The following is an 18,641-nucleotide window of genomic DNA, read 5'->3' on the forward strand; positions in this document are numbered from 1 at the left end:
TAATTCAAGGTAAATCCCAACCAATTTTCATTTATAGTTTTTAAATTAAAAAATACCCCTTGATTGTATCGTCAATTATCGATATCATTCAAGGGGTGAATAGGAAAAATAGTTTATAGATTCTTTACATTCAAAGCTCTAAAAGCATTTAATACTGCAATGATAGTTACACCTACATCTGCAAATATAGCTGCCCACATAGTAGCTATTCCAAAAGCACTCAAAATAAGAACAATTATTTTTATTCCAATTGCAAATACTATGTTTTGATGTGCAATTTTTAGTGTTTTTTTAGAAATCTTCATTGCAGTAGCAATTTTCGATGGCTCATCAGTCATAATCACAACATCAGCAGCTTCAATGGCCGCATCAGAACCTAAACCACCCATTGCTATTCCAATGTCTGCACGAGCTAATACAGGTGCATCATTGATTCCGTCTCCAACAAAGGCAAGTTTACCTTTTTTAGATTTTTGCGATAATAATTCTTCTAGTTTTTCAACTTTGTCTGCTGGCAACAGTTCTGCATAAACCTTATCAAGACCAAGCTCTTTAGCAACTTTTGAACCAATACTTTTATTATCACCTGTCAACATAACTGTTTGTTTAATATTAGCTGCCTTAAGTTCCTTGATTGCTTGTGCTGAATCTTCCTTTACCTCATCGGAAATTACAATGTAACCTATATACTTGTTATTAACAGCAACATGTACAGCAGTACCAATCAGCTCTCCCTTGAAATAAGGGATATCCATCATTTTCATAAGTTTGATATTTCCTGCCATAACCTTTTTGCCATCTACTGTTGCAATAACACCATGACCTGATATCTCTTCTACATCTGAAATACGTCCATTGTCTATTTCTTTGCCATATGCACGTTTCAGTGAAAGTGAAATTGGATGATTGGAATAGCTCTCCACATATGCAGTTAATTCAAGTAGCTCTTCTTTGGAAACCCCTTCTGGATGAATTTCCTGTACATTAAATACACCTTTCGTTAGTGTTCCAGTTTTATCAAAAACAACAATTTCAGTTTCTGCTAATGCCTCTAAATAATTACTACCCTTGACTAAAACACCTTTTTTTGAGGCTCCACCTATTCCACCGAAGAAACTCAAAGGAATTGAAATAACTAAAGCACACGGACATGATACCACAAGGAATGCTAGTGCTCTATATATCCAATCACTAAAAGTCGCCCCGTCTATAACAAGAGGTGGTATAATAGCTAGAAAAACTGCAATTATAACCACAACCGGTGTATAATATCTCGCAAACTTCGCAATAAATTGTTCTGAACTGGATTTTTTACTACTTGCATTTTCAACTAAATCAAGAATTTTACTTACAGTAGATTCTCCAAATTCCTTGGTAACCTCTGCTGTAATAACCCCATTAATGTTGATGCACCCACTTAGGATATCACTTCCAACTTCTACTTCACGAGGAACAGATTCGCCTGTTAGTGCCGATGTATCAATCATTGAACTTCCCTCAATTACCTTGCCATCAAGAGGAATTTTTTCTCCTGCTTTAATTACAATAATATCTCCAATTTGTACTTCATCTGGGTCAACTTTGACAAGTTCATCACCTTTTTTAACATTTGCATAATCTGGTCGAATATCCATAAGGCTTGCAATTGACTTTCTCGACTTGCCAACTGCATAGCTTTGAAACAGTTCTCCAACTTGATAAAACAGCATAACTGCAACACCTTCAGGATACTCACCAATAAAAAATGCACCAATTGTTGCAATACTCATTAAAAAGTTTTCATCGAAAACTTGACCTTTAAAAATATTTTTTACAGCTCTTTTTACAACATCTCCACCTACAATAATGTAACTTATTATAAAGAGAGCAACCTGTAACCATTCGTTATTTAAACTAAGCAATACTGCTGTAGCTAACACGGCTGCACCAATAATTATTCGCCATAGTCGTTTTGTCATACTAAATAGCCTCCTTTAAGCCTTTTTCATAGTTGTATCGGGTTCGATTTTTTTAACTATTTTTTCGGCCTCTGCTATTATTGTTGGCATTTTTTCATCCTCACCATCAATAACGAGTTTTGTGGTCATAAAGTTAACAGTAGCTTCTTTCACTCCATCAAGCTCATTAATAGCCTTTTCCATTTTTGCCGCGCAATTTGCACAATCTAAACCTTCAAGTATAAATTTCTTTTTCATTATTAAATCCTCCTAAATATTATTCGTTATTTAAACTAAGCAATACTGCTGTAGCTAACACGGCTGCACCAATAATTATTCGCCATAGTCGTTTTGTCATACTAAATAGCCTCCTTTAAGCCTTTTTCATAGTTGTATCGGGTTCGATTTTTTTAACTATTTTTTCGGCCTCTGCTATTATTGTTGGCATTTTTTCATCCTCACCATCAATAACGAGTTTTGTGGTCATAAAGTTAACAGTAGCTTCTTTCACTCCATCAAGCTCATTAATAGCCTTTTCCATTTTTGCCGCGCAATTTGCACAATCTAAACCTTCAAGTATAAATTTCTTTTTCATTATTAAATCCTCCTAAATATTATTTGTAATTTTATTTTGAATACTACAAGTCTTTTTCAAATTTTCTTGAAGCATTGCTCATTTGAAATGAAGACTTAAATATATTCCCAAATATCTTCAAAAAATATTCTATTCTACCGCATTACTACTTCTCGTTGATATGAATTAGACCTTGGTCAAATATTTCTCTTACATGATCATCAACTAATGAATAATATACTACTTTGCCTTCTTTTCTGTTTTTCACTAAATTAGCTTGTTTTAAGACTCTCAGCTGATGGGAAATTGCTGATTGTGTCATGTTAAGTAATACAGCGATATCACAAACACACATTTCAGCTTCATGTAAAGCCCATAATATCCTGATTCGTGTTGAATCTCCAAATACTTTAAATAATTCTGCTAGATCATAAAGGCTTTCTTCTTGAGGCATTTTATCTCTAACTTGATTTACAATATCCTCATGAATTACATTGCAGTCACATCTTTCAATTGAATTAAATTTTTTAGTCATATTATGACCTCCTTTTAAACCATTTCATCTGAATACTTGGACAATCATTCATATGTTGTATATTTATTATATTATTGTTTTTCTCTTGTGTCAATAGTTATATGAGAATTTATTCAAGTGTTTTTTTATATTATTTAAAATATCTCAAAAACATCTACTAAGACATTAGTACAGTCCTTTCTCGGTATCCTGTTCCATACATATCCTTTAAACAAATCCTTAAAAATAAAGACTTCTCCTTCGTACAAGTTTTCGGTTTCTTTAATAGCTTCATCTAACAGCTTATTACATCACTCATGTGGTCAACTCCTTATCAATAACCTTATAAACAACATTTTTGATAATATCACATGTATAAATCATGTAAAAGTCAATGCAAAAACCGCCAATCAAGAGAACCTAACTCTTAATTGACGGTTTATATTAGTATTAAATCATACTTCCATTTCAATTCCAGATTTAAAGCATATTACAAAGTGGTCATCATAAACACTAACATTCTGGATAATCTTCCTTACTAGGGTATCATCATATGTTGCATATCTAAATCAATAAGTTTTTTAAATAACCTTTTATAACTTAATTCCATATAACCTCCAAGATTATTTTTTCGATAGCTAATCTCGTACATATATACATTTAAAAAATACTTATGTTTGTTATTACATACAAATCTATTATAACATTAACTATAGGTTATTTTCAATCAATTGATATATCACTTTAAAAAAGCAAAAAAATAAAGGCAGTCCGAAGACTGCCGATATTTATCTCTCTGTATCTTTGCTATGGTCTTTCTTAGTTGACTTAGTTTTGTCATCTGTCTTAAAGCTTTTTATTTGCCCTAATATGGACTTTTTATCTTTATCTTGACTCTTTACTTGTTCTTTTGATTTTAAGAGCTTAGAGGACAAAATACGGACATTCTTATGTTCCTTTCCGTTGTTATCAATACTTGTTTTTACTTGTCCAAATATTTTAACAAAATCTCCTTGTTTTAGGTTCTCTAAATCTTTTGTCTTATCTCCATAGGCTGAACAATTGGTATAAATTTTATTCCCACCGTCATCTTTTGAAACAATTGAAAAGTTACTTACCTTGAACTTTTCTCCACTAGCATTTTCTCTTTCAAGATTTTCTACTTGACCTGCTATATTACCCACGAGATTTATAAGATCATCTTTTTCTTCAAGTTCATTGGTATTTCCAACAATCTTCCCTTGTTCTTTCATATCATCAATCATATAGTCAAAGTCATCATTTAATAGACCTGTTGTGTCTTTGATCATAAATAAAACATAGACTTCTTCAAGTGCCTTTTCATCAGTAACGCCTTTTTCTATGCTCACAAGTGCTTTTATAAAATCCTTGTAATTATCATTCATCATTTCTTCTAAGTTTTCTCTAATATCTTTGTATTCCATAATTTCCTCCTTGTACTAAATAAGGAGAGCCTTTCGCCCTCTTCTATCTTTCTTGTGCTTTTTCGTTTTTTTCTTGATTTTTATCTTTTTCTTCTTCCGATTTGAATTTTGATATTTGTCCCAATATAGATGGTTTCTCTTCCCTTGCCTGAAGATTATCCTCTACATCATAGGTTGATTCAAAGTAATCACTATCTTTAAAATCATTGTCATACCTATCTGGTATTCCATCATTATCAAGATCTTTTGCTAGTGGATCATAGAAGTTTCCATCATCATCTATTTCTAAACCTAGGGCTTGTTTTAAATCTTCTTCATCTACTGATACCAGATCGTCAAAACTTGACATCTTTATGGCTTCAGTCATATCTTTAATAGCTTGTGAATTAGATATATCTTCTTCTACAAAAGATTCTGTTCTAATAGCTACATTATCTACATACTGAGTCCATGTTTTTTCTTCTAAATTTACCTCATATTGAATCGTGTGCTTACCATCAGGTGTTTCTGTATAGGCAAGTCCTATATGGCTTAAATCAGGGTATAATTTGTCAAAGTCTTCATAGCTATTAGATTCTGAGAACTCGTAGTTAGAATAATCAACTATCGCCCTCTTTAAATCTTCTAATAATGGTGATTGGTTTTCTAATTCTTCTACTTCTCCCATATCTAAAAGTTTATTAATTTCAGCTAATCTTAGTGTCTTATCCCTTAACTCATCTGCTTTTTCAAATGGTTTGGTCAATTCTACTTTGGCATTTTCTAAAGATTCTTTATAGTTTTCAAGGTTTTGATTTAATCTTCCAAGCCTTGCAGGCATTTTTTCAATAGCATTATCAAGTCTTGTTATATTGCCATCAGTAGAGTTTGAAAACTCTCCAAAGTATTCTGCTTTTCCTAGGAGTTTAAAAGTATGAGTATTAGTCATAAAGTTATATGAAACTTGTAAGTCTAAATTTCTATATTTACCAATAACCTTGCTATCATTTATCTTTACCTTTTTTATTTCTTCTAATAGCTTCTCTCCAGCTTCTTTCTTATCTAAAATTTTATTTGCACCAAGACTGATTGAAGTGAATTTACTATCTCCTTCTCCTAATTTCTCAACACTTGCAATATCTTCTTTAACTGCTTGTATTTCCATTTCAGTTTTTAAAATACTTTGAGGATAAAATTTATTTACCTTATCTTCAAGCTTATATTTATTAGATTTATAGTTTGCTTCCAGCATTTTTAGCTTTGTAACTTCGTTATCTAAATCCATTTTTTCTTTAATTAGAGGATTGCCAGTGGCTAAAGCCTTAATTTCTGAATAAGATAGACTTGCTTCATCAACATCTTCTGCAACTCTTACTGGAGTTTTTGAAGTCATAATTTGAGAAATGAATTTTTGCTTATTCTCTATCGTCTGCCACAAATAAGAATCAAAGGTATTTTCTGTTACATATCTAAAGATATTGACTTTATCATTTTCATTACCTTGACGAACAATTCTACCACTTCTTTGCTCTAGGTCAGACGGTCTCCATGGGACGTCTAAATCGTGTAAGGCTATTAGTTTATTTTGTACATTTGTACCTGCTCCCATTTTTTGAGTAGAACCTAATAAGACTCTTACTTCTCCTCTTCTTACCTTAGAGAACAATTCATCTTTTTGTTTGTCTGTATCTGCTTCGTGGATAAAGGCTATTTCTTCTTTAGGTATTCCCATATTCACTAGCTTATTTCTAATATCATCATAGATATTAAATTCTCCATCTCCTTTTGGTGTAGACATATCTGAAAATACTAATTGGGTCGATGAATTTTCTTTTGTCTTATCCCAGATTGAAAAGATATTTTTTACACATACATTTACCTTCGAATTAGGATCATCTGGAAGTAGTGGGTTTATTAATCTTTGGTCAAGGGCAAGTTTTTTACCATCATTTGTAATCTTTAGCATGTTATCTTCTGTAGGCTCGACTTGGTTATTTCTAACCGCATCAGCTCTTTCTGAAATAGCTTCTAATATTTCTTTTTGTTCCTCAGTAGGTTTTGTTTTAATAACTTCGAAGTTTGCTTCTGGTACTGGCAAATTTAACATATCTGAAGTCTTTATATCTGCTACTTCTTTAAACATGCTCATCAACTCTGGCAAGTTATAAAACTTTGAAAATCTTGTCTTTTGCCTATAACCAGTGCCTTCTGGAGATAATTCAAAGGTGTTTTCTGTTTCTCCAAAAGTAGAAGCCCAAGCGTCAAAATGTTCTAATCCTCTTGCCTTTAAATCGTCATACTGAAGGTATCTTTGCATGGTATAAAGCTCTGTCATTGAATTTGATATTGGTGTACCAGTAGCAAAAACAACTCCCTTGCCATCTGTCATTTCATCCATATACCTACATTTCATATACATATCCGAAGACTTAAAGGCTTCACTCTGACCGATACCCGCAACATTTCTCATCTTGGTATGCAAAAATAAGTTTTTGTAATTATGAGCTTCGTCTATAAATAACTTATCTACTCCTAGTTCTTCAAAGGTTATTACATCATCTTTTTTAAAGTCATCATTTAGTTTTTCAAGTCTTACCAAGAGTTTCTTCTTTGTCTTTTCCAGTTGTTTTACTGTGAAATTTTCTCCTCTATTTCTTTTGTTCTCATCAATAAAGGAAACTATATCATCTATTTGATCTTGTATATGCCTTACCTGGTATTCCTTAGACATTGGTATTTTTTCAAATTGAGAGTGTCCTATAATAACTGCATCATATTCTCCCGTTGCAATCCTGCCAATAAATCTTTTTCTATTTTTAGGTTGGAAGTCTTTTTTATCGGCCACCATAATATTTGCTGACGGATATAATTGCATAAACTCCCTACCAATTTGAGTAGTTAGATGGTTAGGAACTACAAATAACGATTTACTTGCAAGTCCTAACTTTTTAGATTCCATAGCAGAAGCTACCATTTCAAAAGTTTTTCCTGCTCCTACTACATGGGCAAGTAGTGTATTTCCACCATAAAGAGTCCTAGCTATTGCATTTTTTTGATGTTCTCGAAGTCTAATTTCAGTATTCATTCCATCAAAAGTTAAGTTAGAACCATCAAATTCTCTATTTCTAATTGAATTGAATTTTTCATTATAAATCTTCTCTAGCCTATATCTTCTATCAGGATCTTCAAATATCCAATTCTTAAATTCTTCTTTTATCAGTTCTTGCTTTTGACTTGCTAGCATAGTTTCTTTTTTGTTTAATACAGAAGTCTTAGACCCATCATCATTTATTATTTGGTCAAATACTTTTGTATCTTTTAGATTAAGAGCATTTTCAATCAGCTTATAGGCATTTACTCTACTTGTACCATAAGTCATGTTAGCAAGGTCATTAGTCGAGTCAACACTTTTACCCTCAATATTCCATTCACTTGAGTGTGGCGAGAACCTAACATTTATATTCCACCTATCATAACCTGGTGTTTTTAAAAGGTTAAAAGTAAAGTCTTCTATATCTTTTTGAGGTATCCAGGTTGCTCCTAACCTTACATTTATATCAGAAGCAGTAAGTTCTTCAGGCATAACTTCTTGTAATTTTTCTCTTTGATATTTGAGTTTGCCTAACTCGTTTAATAGTGTATCTTTCTTTTCAGAAGGTGCTAAATCTATTACATTTTCAATTTCTCCGATATATGAATTGAGGTAGCCAATCTTTTCTCTGATATTACCACTTAAATATTCATCAGCCGATACATATGAAAAATGAAATGGATCGTCATTGTCAAAGTTCTCAAAGGGCATTCTGTTATTTATTAGGTCTGTATCCTTAATATCTAAAAATATCTCGCCCTCAAGCTCACCAATTAAGGTGTTCCTATCTTTACTTGTTATAGATTCCATATATTCAAAGTCTACATATCCTTTTTGTGAAACTGATAAGACTAAGGCTTCAAGGGAAGTATCTACATGATCTACTACCTTTGCCTTTGTTATTGTTCTTTTTGAGAATATATCACTCTTAGCTTTGAAATTATCCTCATCATCAAGTATTTCTATTGATGAAACCAAAGGAAAGTTTGAGTCTTCCTTTAAGGCTCTAGTATTTGATAAGGAGTTAATAAAGCCATGTTTCTTTGAAAAGTTATCATAGACTTCATTTAACTTTGCTTGTGACTCTTTTATTTCATCGTCTGAAAAATAGTCCTTTTGTTTTTCTATTACATCTTTTAAAGCATTCATTACATCAAGATAATCTTTTATCTTTTCTTTATTTTTATCTGATATATTCTGCTTGATTAAGACTGAGTTTTCTCTTAGGTAGACCTCTTCATCAATAATAGTGTAAGAAAAATTCTTAACATCATCTGTTGCTGGAAGACTTAATTCTTCATCTTCCAATAGTTCGACCTCTTCATATTTTGAATTTGAAGATATTTCCTTACTTGCAATATCCATTAAGTCTTTTAACTTTTCATCTTCTTTTTCATCACAAGTAATAGTATTGCCAAATCTGCCAGATACTTCTTTCATATTCCCTAATACCATCTGAGGATTATCTACAAAGTATTTATTATAAGTCAAACCCTTTTTATCAGTTGCTAGATGGATCCAATCATCATCTCTTTCTATAACTGAATCTCTCTTTTTCAAGAAAATAATATCTGAAGTAACTTCTGTACCAGCAAGTCCTTTAAATATTGTATTAGGAAGCCTCATAGCTCCTAAAAACTCACATCTTGCATTAATATATTTTCTAACAGATTCATCTTTTTTATCCATAGTTCCAGATGAAGTTATGAAGGCAATAATTCCTCCATTCCTAACCTTATCTATTGACTTTGCAAAAAAATAATCGTGAATCAGAAAGTTATTTCTGTTATATTCACGATCGTTAACTTTAAAATCTCCAAAGGGAACATTTCCTATTACCAAGTCAAAGAAATTATTTGAGAAGTTTGTTTCTTCAAAACCTTTAATTTGAATATTAGCTTCAGGATAAAGTTCTCTTGCTATTCTTCCGCTTAGACTATCTTTTTCTACTCCATAGACTTTAGAGCTTTGTATTTCACTTGGCATACTTCCAATAAAATTACCGACTCCTGCAGATGGTTCAAGGATATTCCCAGTCTTAAAACCCATATCTGTTATGGTCTTATATATTCCATCCATTACCTCTCTAGGTGTATAAAATGATGTTAGAGTAGACTCTTTAGCATTCAAATACTCATCATTTGTTAGATTTTCTTTTAAAATATTTCTTGCTTCAAGCCATTGTCCTCCCTTTTCTTCATCAAAGACATCGGCAAGACCACCCCATCCTAGATAATCAGCAAGATAGGCTTGTTCATACTCTCTTGGACTCCTATTTTCATTTTCAAGTCTTTTGAGCATCTTAATAGCTTTTATATTTTTATCTAGCTTTTCTGATGGTGTTAGGTATTCTGAGTAGATATGATTTTTCAAGTCATAATTTCTAGCAAAACTTAGCCTTTCCTTATTAGGTTCATAGCCTAGATTTTTTAAATCCTCTTTACCCCTCAATAAGTTTTCGGCTGCTTCTCTTGGAACATTGTATCTATCCATCATTTGGTCAATTTCAAGATTGTGGTTATCTATAAAGCTTTCTTGCTCTACTTGTCTTTCAATTTGTTTTTCATGGTCAGATAATTTGTATATCTCATAATTTCCACTATCTAAAAGGTCATCAATCTTTCTACTTTCTTCAAATGTTTCACCTTTATATAAAGGGAATTCTTCCCCATTAACTTCTACCTTAGTTCCAGCTTCAATTAAGTTAATTCCATCAAAGGTATTCTTATCTTCTAAAATAAATTCTTTTCCAACCTTTACTGCTAATTTTTCTGATGTTTGAGTTAGATTTTCAAAGATTTCTTCAAGGTATGAATCGTTTCTATATGGAATTACTTCCGAACCCCTAATCATACCTCCCATATATTCCATATTATCTCTGATAGTGACAGTTTTAAGTCCTCCACTTAGTTCATCAAAATCTGTAATAGTAAAGTCCTTATCTTTATATCTAACCTGATCGCCTATCTTAAATTTAGACTCTATCTTCTCTTTAACTTCTTCTTGTAAAGATTTTTCCTCGCTTATTGCAATTTGTTCTTCTAAATATGAAAATTCACGCTCATTTACTTCTTCACCATCACCAAGGTCAATCCTATAATGCTCGACAACTTCTCCGTCTACATAGTGGTCAAAATAGAATTTGAAATATCCGATATAATCATCTGTCATTTCTCCAAATTCATTTTCTCCAAGATTTTGATTATGGTCTTTAACATCAATATCCTTTTGTCTTAGGACATTTATTAAGTCTTTGGTTACTATCTGCCCACTATAATCGGGAACTAATTCGTGGTTTTCATTAAATTCTACAATCCAGTAATCTTTTCTATTTTCAGTGTTTTTGCCCTCAAAAAAAGAAGCTTCATCAGCTTCCTTTTCTTGGCTTATTTCATTTTCTAAGCTTCCACGTATTCCTTGATTGCCATTCTCTTCACTGTTGCCATTAAGTTGTTCATCTGTCCTTGGTATTCCTCTGGATTCTCTCTCATCATCTTCTCTGTCAATCCTTGTGCTTTCATCATCTTGACTTTCTCTCTCTTGATAAAGTCCACTGCCTGATTCTGAATTTCCTTCAGGTGGTTCAAAAGTGTTTTCTCCTTGTACATTTTCTGAAGTTTCTTCCAGTTCTCCATGTCCTCGCTCCCTACCAGGTAAGACAGTCTTAGAACTGCGTATGTTGGATTCGGAAATCTCTCCATAAATTCCAGATCCTTCTCCATCATGTCCAAGGTTTTCTCTTCGATCTTCATCGCTATTTCCTCTGTCGCTTCCATCTGTGAAAACTCGTCCATCTCTACTTCTTGACCTATCATCTCGTCTATATAAATCATCTTGACCTCCTTTATCTTCATTTATATTTTCTATATCTCTATTATAGTCGGCACCGGCCCTTTCTGTCAGCAGCCTAGTACGATCCATTTCCTTAGATTTTTCTATTGTGCTATCTATAATATCTTCACTAATCCTTGATATTACAAGACCTATCTGTTCTAAAGAAATTGTATTAATCCTAGAAAAATTATTTTTTAAATTTTCCATATCCATAGGATAGACTGTATTAAGCCTATTAGCTACCGCATAGGATATTGAGTCTCTCATAAACTTTTCAAAACTAAGTCTATCCTCTATATCTATCCTCAAATCAGCAAGAGCCAAGTTAATATATTCATCTCCATAAATTCGACTAAGAGAAAATATATTTTCATTGAGTGAATCACTAGCTTCAAATGAAGAATCTCTTATTATTTCTTTTAAAGCCTCATTATGGTTTTCGTGATCAAACTGCCATAAGCTAACCTCATTGATATTCCTATCCATTGATGTGGTCTGACTAATATCGAAAATGTATGAAATTTTTTTGTTTACATCACTTCCAACTAAAATTGGAATACCCTTTTGACCTCTCATAACAACTCGACCAAAATATTTCTTCCACATATCAAAGGTCGCACAAGCTCTAGCTTCAGGTTCCTTATTATATATACTTAGTTGGCTAGAAAAATCATATTTCTGATTATTGCCTATAACTTTTAAGAGTTTTAAATATTCTTTTTCATCTTGTAACACTTCATACTTTATTGCTTCTTGTATATTATTAAAATCATTTACTTGCATTTCCTACCTCCTTTTTAGAGCAAAAAAAGACGATAGATTTTAATTTTCTACCGTCCTTAAATATCCAAGTATTTTTTTATTTATGGTTTTCTTTTAAGAAAGCATCAATAGTTTTTCTTGATTCACTTTCTGCTTTATCATTGCTTTCAGTTGTCCCACCTGTTGCAATTCTAATTTTTCCTAAATTTAAAACACCATTGCTAGCAAATATATGCCCTGCTTCTTTATATGAATAAATCTTTGCCTTAGGGTTTTGTTCTTTTATTTTATCTGCCATAGCAAGGCTATCCCACATCAAATCATCCTCGCCTACAATCATCAATATATTTGCCTTAACATCTTTGACTGGTATTAGTTTTTCTTGACTTGATGAGTCTTTTTCTATTGCACTATTATAAGTTTCTTTATAGCTAATAGGACTTTTAATAATATTCGGAACAATAATATTTTTTAAAAATGAGTTAAATGATGATTTTTTTATATCTATATATGGAAGTTCCTTTCCTTTATATGCCCATGATGAACCATAATCTTTAAAATCTAGACCGGCGAAATTATAAGATGAAGGTGCTATTAAAATCAGATTATCTATTTCAGAATATTTGCTAGCTAAATTAAGGGCATATTCTGCACCTTTTGACGCTCCCAAAACACTTATTGGCTTATTGTCTTTTATATTTTTATTTATATAACTTAAAACATCTTCAAATTGTTCTAAAGGGATTTTTCTCAAAGTTTGTTCTTGGTTTTTCATGCCGAACATAAATAGTGCAAAGGTTTCATATCCCTCTTCAGCCAATCTTTTAGCAGTTTCAAAATTTGGACTTCCCTCAGAACCTCCAAAACAAATTACAAGACCCTTATGTGATTTTTCCTTAGGTATAAATCTAAAGCCTTGCATCCTACCCTCATCTACATAAGTTACATCAACTCCGTCAATATCTGTAGGATATAAACTTATATTAGTAACATCATTATAATATTCAGGAAATTTCAAAGCATTGGTATCTTTATACTTATAGTCATTATATATTCTAAGAATAAAAACTAAAACTACTAAAATAATAACTATTAAAAAGATTCTAAAAAATATTTTCTTCATTTTATTCCCTTCCTTTAAAATAGCATACAGATTCTATTAGTATTTAAAAAATCTGCTTGTAGTTATTATATCATCTTTAGTATATTAATTACACTAACCTACATTAACACTTTAATGATTTCCATTAAAATATTAACCACAATAGAATTACCGGCCTGCTTATATAGCTTGCTTGAAGTACAATTTTTTCTTCTTGGATGTGCTTCTTCTAGTTTGTTAATATCAATGTCATCAAAACCCATGAGTCTTAAACATTCTCTTTCTGTTAAATACCTATATTTACCATTTCCAATATCTATTATTCCAGAATTAGGTACTCTCATCTGTTTTGTAGAAATAGTATAAGAAAAATCTTTAATCACTTTGAGTCGCCCTCTAAAACTATTATCTATGCATTTATTTAAAAATTTCAGCATATAAGGTTGGGTCATTGTATAAAGTTCACTTACATAATTTTCTAAAAATTCACTCAGTGGTCTAGTTTCTTTTATCTCCAATTTATCAAAAGAAAAGTTATTTACTCCAAGACATGAAACAACAAATATCCTCTCCCTTTTTTGAGGTATTCCAAAGTCCATTGCATTTAAGATTTCATACTTACTCTCATATCCAAGGTTATCTAGCTCTTTTAGATAAATAAAAAAGGAGTCCCTCATATTTCTATCAAGGACTCCCTTTACATTTTCCCAAATTATCCATTTAGGTTTATCTTTCATTTCTTTAATTATTCTAATTGTTTCAAATAGTAGGCTTGATCTAGTTCCTGAGTTTTTAACTCCTCCTTGCTTTTTTCCTATTCTTGAAAAGTCTTGGCAAGGACTTCCATGCATAATTAAGTCTATCTTTTCATTAGGAGCTTTATATCCTACTACTGATTTTGGCTTATAACTCTCTCCATAAAGTGCATTGTATGATTTAACACAAGCCTTATCTATTTCTACATAATCAACAACTTCATAAGGTATCTTTAAATTAATAAAAGCCTTTCTAATAGCACCTATGCCACCGAAAAGCTCTAATATTTTTACCTTATTCATTTAGATTATTCTTGTACCTATCTACAAGCTCCCTTATACTAACTTCGATCTCTCTTAAAAAGTCTTCTTTATCAACTTCGCCAGAGCTAATCTTTGCAAGTTTCATTTCCCATTCAGATGTTGTTTCTGCTGATTTAAACTTATCCTCTACAATTGATACAAGTCTATTGCCTTTTGCTGTTACAAGTAGATTTTTCTTATCTCTTCTTATGAGATCCTTATAGATAAGATTTTCAATAATTCCCGCTCTTGTAGCTGGTGTTCCTAAGCCTTTTCTCTCCACTTCTATATCTTTATCCAGTGATTCAATCCCTGAATTCTCCATAGCCTTTAAAAGCGTATTTTCATTATAATGACTTGGAGCTTTTGTAAATTTCTCCGATATGTTTTTAGAAGTTAGCTTAATTTTATCTCCAGTCTTTATATCTGGTAATTCATTTTCTTGTTTTTCTTTTCCATAACTCTTTAGATACTTGGTATAACCTTCATCTATTACAGTCTTGCCACTTGCATTAAAGTTAAACTTGTCGTATTCATATCTGATTTTTCTACTAGATTCCTTTAAGTTATCCGAACATGAAGCAAGTAGTTTATCCTTAATTAGATTATAAATTTTGCTTTCTTTGTCTGATAAATCTTTGGCTTTTCCAATACCTGATATAGTAGGAATAATTGCATAGTGGTCTGTAACCTTAGATGAGTTAAAAATAGACTTAAAATTTGACTCATTAACCTTAAAGTCTTCTTCAAGTCCTTCTAATAGTTCTTTTATAGTATTAACCATATCTTCAGTTAAACACCTGCTATCTGTTCTTGGATATGTGATTAGCTTTTTTTCATACAGACCTTGTGCCATATTTAAAGTGTCATTTGCTGAATATCCAAAATATTTATTTGCTTCTCTCTGTAAGGTAGTGAGATCATAAGGCTTATCTGGTTTTGTGCTTATTTCTTTATCCTCTACCTCTGTAATAACTATTTCATCTTCTAGCAAGTTTAATAGTTGTTCTGCAACTTCAATTCTATCAATCCTATCTGATACAAGTTTCAATCCTTTATAAGATAGGTCAACTGTATAATATTTTTGCTTCTTAAATAGGTTTATTTCACTATCCCTCTTAGCTATTAAATATAGAGTTGGAGTTTGTACTCTACCAACTGAATATGTTTCCTTATAAATGCAAGAATAAAGCCTACTTAAATTCATTCCAACTAACCAATCCGCAATTGCTCTTGCACTTGCCGATTTATATAAGTCTTCAAAGTTTTCTCCGTTTTTAAGATTTCTAAAGCCATCTTCAATAGCCTTGTTTTCCATTGAAGATATCCAAAGTCTTTGAATTTTCTTCTTACATTTAGCTTGATTATATACAAGCCTAAAAATAAGTTCTCCTTCTCTACCAGCATCACAAGCATTTATTACTGTGTCGATGTTCTTATCGTTTAAAAGTTTCTTTAAAACTCCATATTGTTTTTTAGTACTTTTAGATACTTCATAAATATATTCTTCTGGAATTATAGGAAGAGTGTCTATTGTCCATTTCTTCCATTTTTCGTCTATCTTATCGGGACTTGCCATTTGAATTAAATGACCTACACACCATGAAACAATGTATCCATTCCCCTCATAATATCCGTTTTTTCTTGTTCTTGCTCCAATTACTTTTGCAATTGTAACTGCTACACTTGGTTTTTCTGCTATTACTAATTTCATTCATACCTCCATAAATAAAAAAAAGAGCGAAAGATTTCTCTCTCGCTCAAAGTTTTTCTCCCGAATAATATATTATTTTCGGGAGAATTCGATTTACTTATTAATTTCTTTTTCTAGTTCTTGAAGAACTTTTATAATCTCTTCAAAGTTTGGATATTCTCCATATATCATTTCTGACATAGCCTTATAATCTTTTTCTATTTCAGAAAATCGGTACTCTCTTGGGACTAATTTTAATCTACCATCTAATGCTTCTTCATACTTTGCCCACTTTCTAGGGTAGAATTTCATTTTAAATTCAGTCACTTTCTTTAATAACTCTTTATCCTCTAAGGCTTTGTTTTTAAAATCTGAATTTGCTATTTTATATAAGTCATAAAAGTGTCTTGCATATCTGTGGGGCATAGGAGAAGCTTCTGGTCTATTTGCTTCATGATGAAGTATAGTTGCCTTTTCCCAAAAAGTTCTCTCTGCTGATACTGTTCTTATGCTTGTTTTTTCTTTAAATACATTTGGGTAGGCTTCGCTAATTATCGGCAAAATTTCCACTTCAATTGCAGGTGTCCATGCTGCAAGGCTTCCTATTTCAAGTCTTATATTTTGTGTTAAATAATTGGATTCAAAAATTTTAGGATATTTACATAGGATTGTTTGTGGATCAAGAGTATCAACCCAAAATTCAAAGTCCATGTCATTTAAATCTTCTTCTAAAACTTTTAAAAATTCATCTCTTAAAAATATTTCTGTCTTTTCATTAACTACCTTGTTGAATTTATCTTGCTTGGTATTTGACCTTTTTAACCATGGTTCTTTTTCTTTATATCCTAATACTCTCCAGTCCAAGATTAAATCTATATCTTCAGAAAATCTTTCTATAAGTCCAAAACACTTTGAAAGTGATGTGCCACCCTTAAAGGTAAAATATTCTTTCCATTTATTGTCATTAAATAGATAATCTAAGATAAAAGTAACCCAATAGTCTTTTTCAATTACTGCTTCAGATATATTCCTTTTTCTTGCAGTATTGACTATTAAAACTCTTAAGTCTTCTTTGTTTTCTATATAAAACTTATTCATTTTGACCCTCACAAATTTCCCTTATCACTTCATATATCCATGATGGAACTGATTTTGACTCATTCATTAAGTCTGTTCTTTCTTTTTCAGTTAAGTTTTCTCTTATCTTTTGTATAACTTCGCTGGTTATATCTTCTTTGCCTAATGACTTAATTGCTTGAATAACTGTTGCAGTCTTTAAGGACATATTGGCAATTTCTCCTGGATTTACTTTTTTAAATTCTAAAATTGTATCTCCAATTTTATATTCCTTATATCTGCCACTAGATATATATTTATAGTGCGTTGGTACTTGTGTTGAAAGTCCTAATAAGTTTAAGGCTGTGCTATTATATGGTGCAATATTCCAATTGTATTTTCTTGCTATGGCAAGTGCTAACTCGTGAATTGATACTGCTTCGTACTCACCAATTAATTCACTGTATATCGGATTGTAATAAAAGCCATCAATGACACGCTTAATTTTTCTTTCATTAACCATTCTATTCAATGTCTTTCTAGCAGTTTCATAAGAAGCAATATCTAAAAAGTCATTAGCAAAAAATACTTTATTTGAGTCAAAATCATTGATTTTATCTGATATTTTTTCTGTATATGAACTCATTGCAATTCTCCTTTGTCCCAAATATCATATCATATCTGGGACAAAAGTTCAATTGTACTTAAATTTAATATTCTTATAATAGTTCATCATCTTCATCGTCTTCATCTAAAGGCTCTTCATGACTTTCTTCGTTGTCAGACTCATCTTCTGACTCACTAATATAATCCTCATCATCTTCTTCAAAGTCTTCCAACATTCTATCTTCTTTTGCTTTAACTCCCTTAAAATAGTATCCTGCTCCTACTACTCCTCCGATTACAAGTGCAACAATTAGAAATGAACCTATTCCACTTTTCTTTTCTTCTTTTACTGGAACAGTCTTAGGTTCTTCTTTTTTTACTTCTTCTTTCTTAGGCTCTTCAACCTTTATAGTATTTTTATCTTCTGATTCAATCATATTAAGTAGGTCTTGCTCTCCTACTTCTGTCAATAGCCTTACATTATCTTGGTTTGATGAGTGATCCACTATTAGGTGCATAGTTTTTCCACTTTTAGTTTGAAATGTTAAAAATTGTCTTACATCAACTGGATTTTCTTTATCTTTTTCTGTATCTCCACTTGGTGTAATATCTTTTCCATTCCTATCTACATTTTCAATTACTGAACCTCTTGCCTTATTTTCTTGTGTTGCAAGATTATTTACCGCCTTTGTATTACCACCTTTTACAAGCGGTGTTTTCTTTGGAGGATTATTTAAAGGCTTATTTGCCTCACTTGTAGTTCCTGGGATTCTTGGAACATCTTGATAAGGAATCTCTTCTTTTGATGGTGTAAAAACATCATCTTTCAACATTTTTTCAAATTCTTCTTTTTGTGGTTCATATATTGACTCACTTTGATTCTCTATTTGCCCTTCATTTGTCATTGCAAATGTAGTTGCTGGTACTGTAAATGTAAAAAGGAGTAACGCTATGGCTACTCCTCGTTTAATACTCTTATTCATTTTTCTA

General features: G+C 31.6%; 13 protein-coding genes. All 13 read right to left on the reverse strand.

The features are described 5' to 3' along the window. Positions 1–113 precede the first annotated feature (113 nt). Positions 114–1,958, reverse strand: coding sequence for a heavy metal translocating P-type ATPase (locus M9426_RS02085; protein WP_250342310.1), 1,845 nt, complete (start codon positions 1,956–1,958; stop codon positions 114–116). A gap of 15 nt (positions 1,959–1,973) precedes the next feature. Beyond that, positions 1,974–2,195, reverse strand: a complete 222-nt coding sequence (locus M9426_RS02090; protein ID WP_003145146.1) for a cation transporter — start codon at positions 2,193–2,195, stop codon at positions 1,974–1,976. A gap of 115 nt (positions 2,196–2,310) precedes the next feature. Further along, a complete protein-coding gene (locus M9426_RS02095; RefSeq protein WP_003145146.1) occupies positions 2,311–2,532 on the reverse strand; it encodes a cation transporter in 222 nt (73 codons plus the stop codon). A 145-nt stretch (positions 2,533–2,677) separates the two neighbouring features. Beyond that, entirely contained in the window at positions 2,678–3,046 is a 369-nt protein-coding gene (locus tag M9426_RS02100) for an ArsR/SmtB family transcription factor (protein WP_003145044.1), read from the reverse strand. Between the two features lie 134 nt (positions 3,047–3,180). Then, the gene (locus M9426_RS02105) at positions 3,181–3,327 is read right to left on the reverse strand and encodes a DUF1413 domain-containing protein (RefSeq protein ID WP_094754402.1); all 147 of its coding nucleotides are present in this window, start codon (positions 3,325–3,327) and stop codon (positions 3,181–3,183) included. A gap of 486 nt (positions 3,328–3,813) precedes the next feature. Beyond that, complete coding sequence (locus M9426_RS02115) at positions 3,814–4,470, reverse strand: DNA-binding protein (RefSeq protein ID WP_227931962.1); 657 nt, start codon at positions 4,468–4,470, stop codon at positions 3,814–3,816. Between the two features lie 43 nt (positions 4,471–4,513). Then, positions 4,514–12,157: a helicase-like domain-containing protein gene (locus M9426_RS02120; RefSeq protein WP_250342311.1), complete on the reverse strand. Its 7,644-nt coding sequence runs from the start codon at positions 12,155–12,157 to the stop codon at positions 4,514–4,516. Between the two features lie 76 nt (positions 12,158–12,233). Further along, the gene (locus tag M9426_RS02125; protein WP_250342312.1) at positions 12,234–13,259 is read right to left on the reverse strand and encodes an alpha/beta fold hydrolase; all 1,026 of its coding nucleotides are present in this window, start codon (positions 13,257–13,259) and stop codon (positions 12,234–12,236) included. A gap of 98 nt (positions 13,260–13,357) precedes the next feature. Next, positions 13,358–14,296 carry a DNA cytosine methyltransferase gene (locus M9426_RS02130; RefSeq protein WP_250342313.1) on the reverse strand — a complete coding sequence of 313 codons (939 nt, stop codon included), beginning with the start codon at positions 14,294–14,296 and terminating at the stop codon, positions 13,358–13,360. Further along, on the reverse strand, positions 14,289–16,010 hold the full coding sequence (locus M9426_RS02135) for a DNA topoisomerase 3 (RefSeq protein WP_250342314.1): 1,722 nt from the start codon (positions 16,008–16,010) through the stop codon (positions 14,289–14,291). Before M9426_RS02135 ends, M9426_RS02130 begins: the two co-directional genes overlap by 8 nt. 93 nt (positions 16,011–16,103) lie before the next feature. Beyond that, a complete protein-coding gene (locus M9426_RS02140) occupies positions 16,104–17,087 on the reverse strand; it encodes a nucleotidyl transferase AbiEii/AbiGii toxin family protein (protein WP_174117972.1) in 984 nt (327 codons plus the stop codon). Further along, entirely contained in the window at positions 17,080–17,691 is a 612-nt protein-coding gene (locus tag M9426_RS02145; RefSeq protein WP_250342315.1) for a DUF6088 family protein, read from the reverse strand. The genes M9426_RS02140 and M9426_RS02145 overlap by 8 nt, the downstream gene beginning before the upstream one ends. 73 nt (positions 17,692–17,764) lie before the next feature. Then, positions 17,765–18,634, reverse strand: a complete 870-nt coding sequence (locus M9426_RS02150; RefSeq protein WP_174117970.1) for a CD1107 family mobile element protein — start codon at positions 18,632–18,634, stop codon at positions 17,765–17,767. Positions 18,635–18,641: the final 7 nt, after the last annotated feature.

Origin of the sequence: Peptoniphilus genitalis, assembly GCF_023614525.1 — a bacterium.
Lineage (GTDB): Bacteria > Bacillota > Clostridia > Tissierellales > Peptoniphilaceae > Peptoniphilus_A > Peptoniphilus_A genitalis.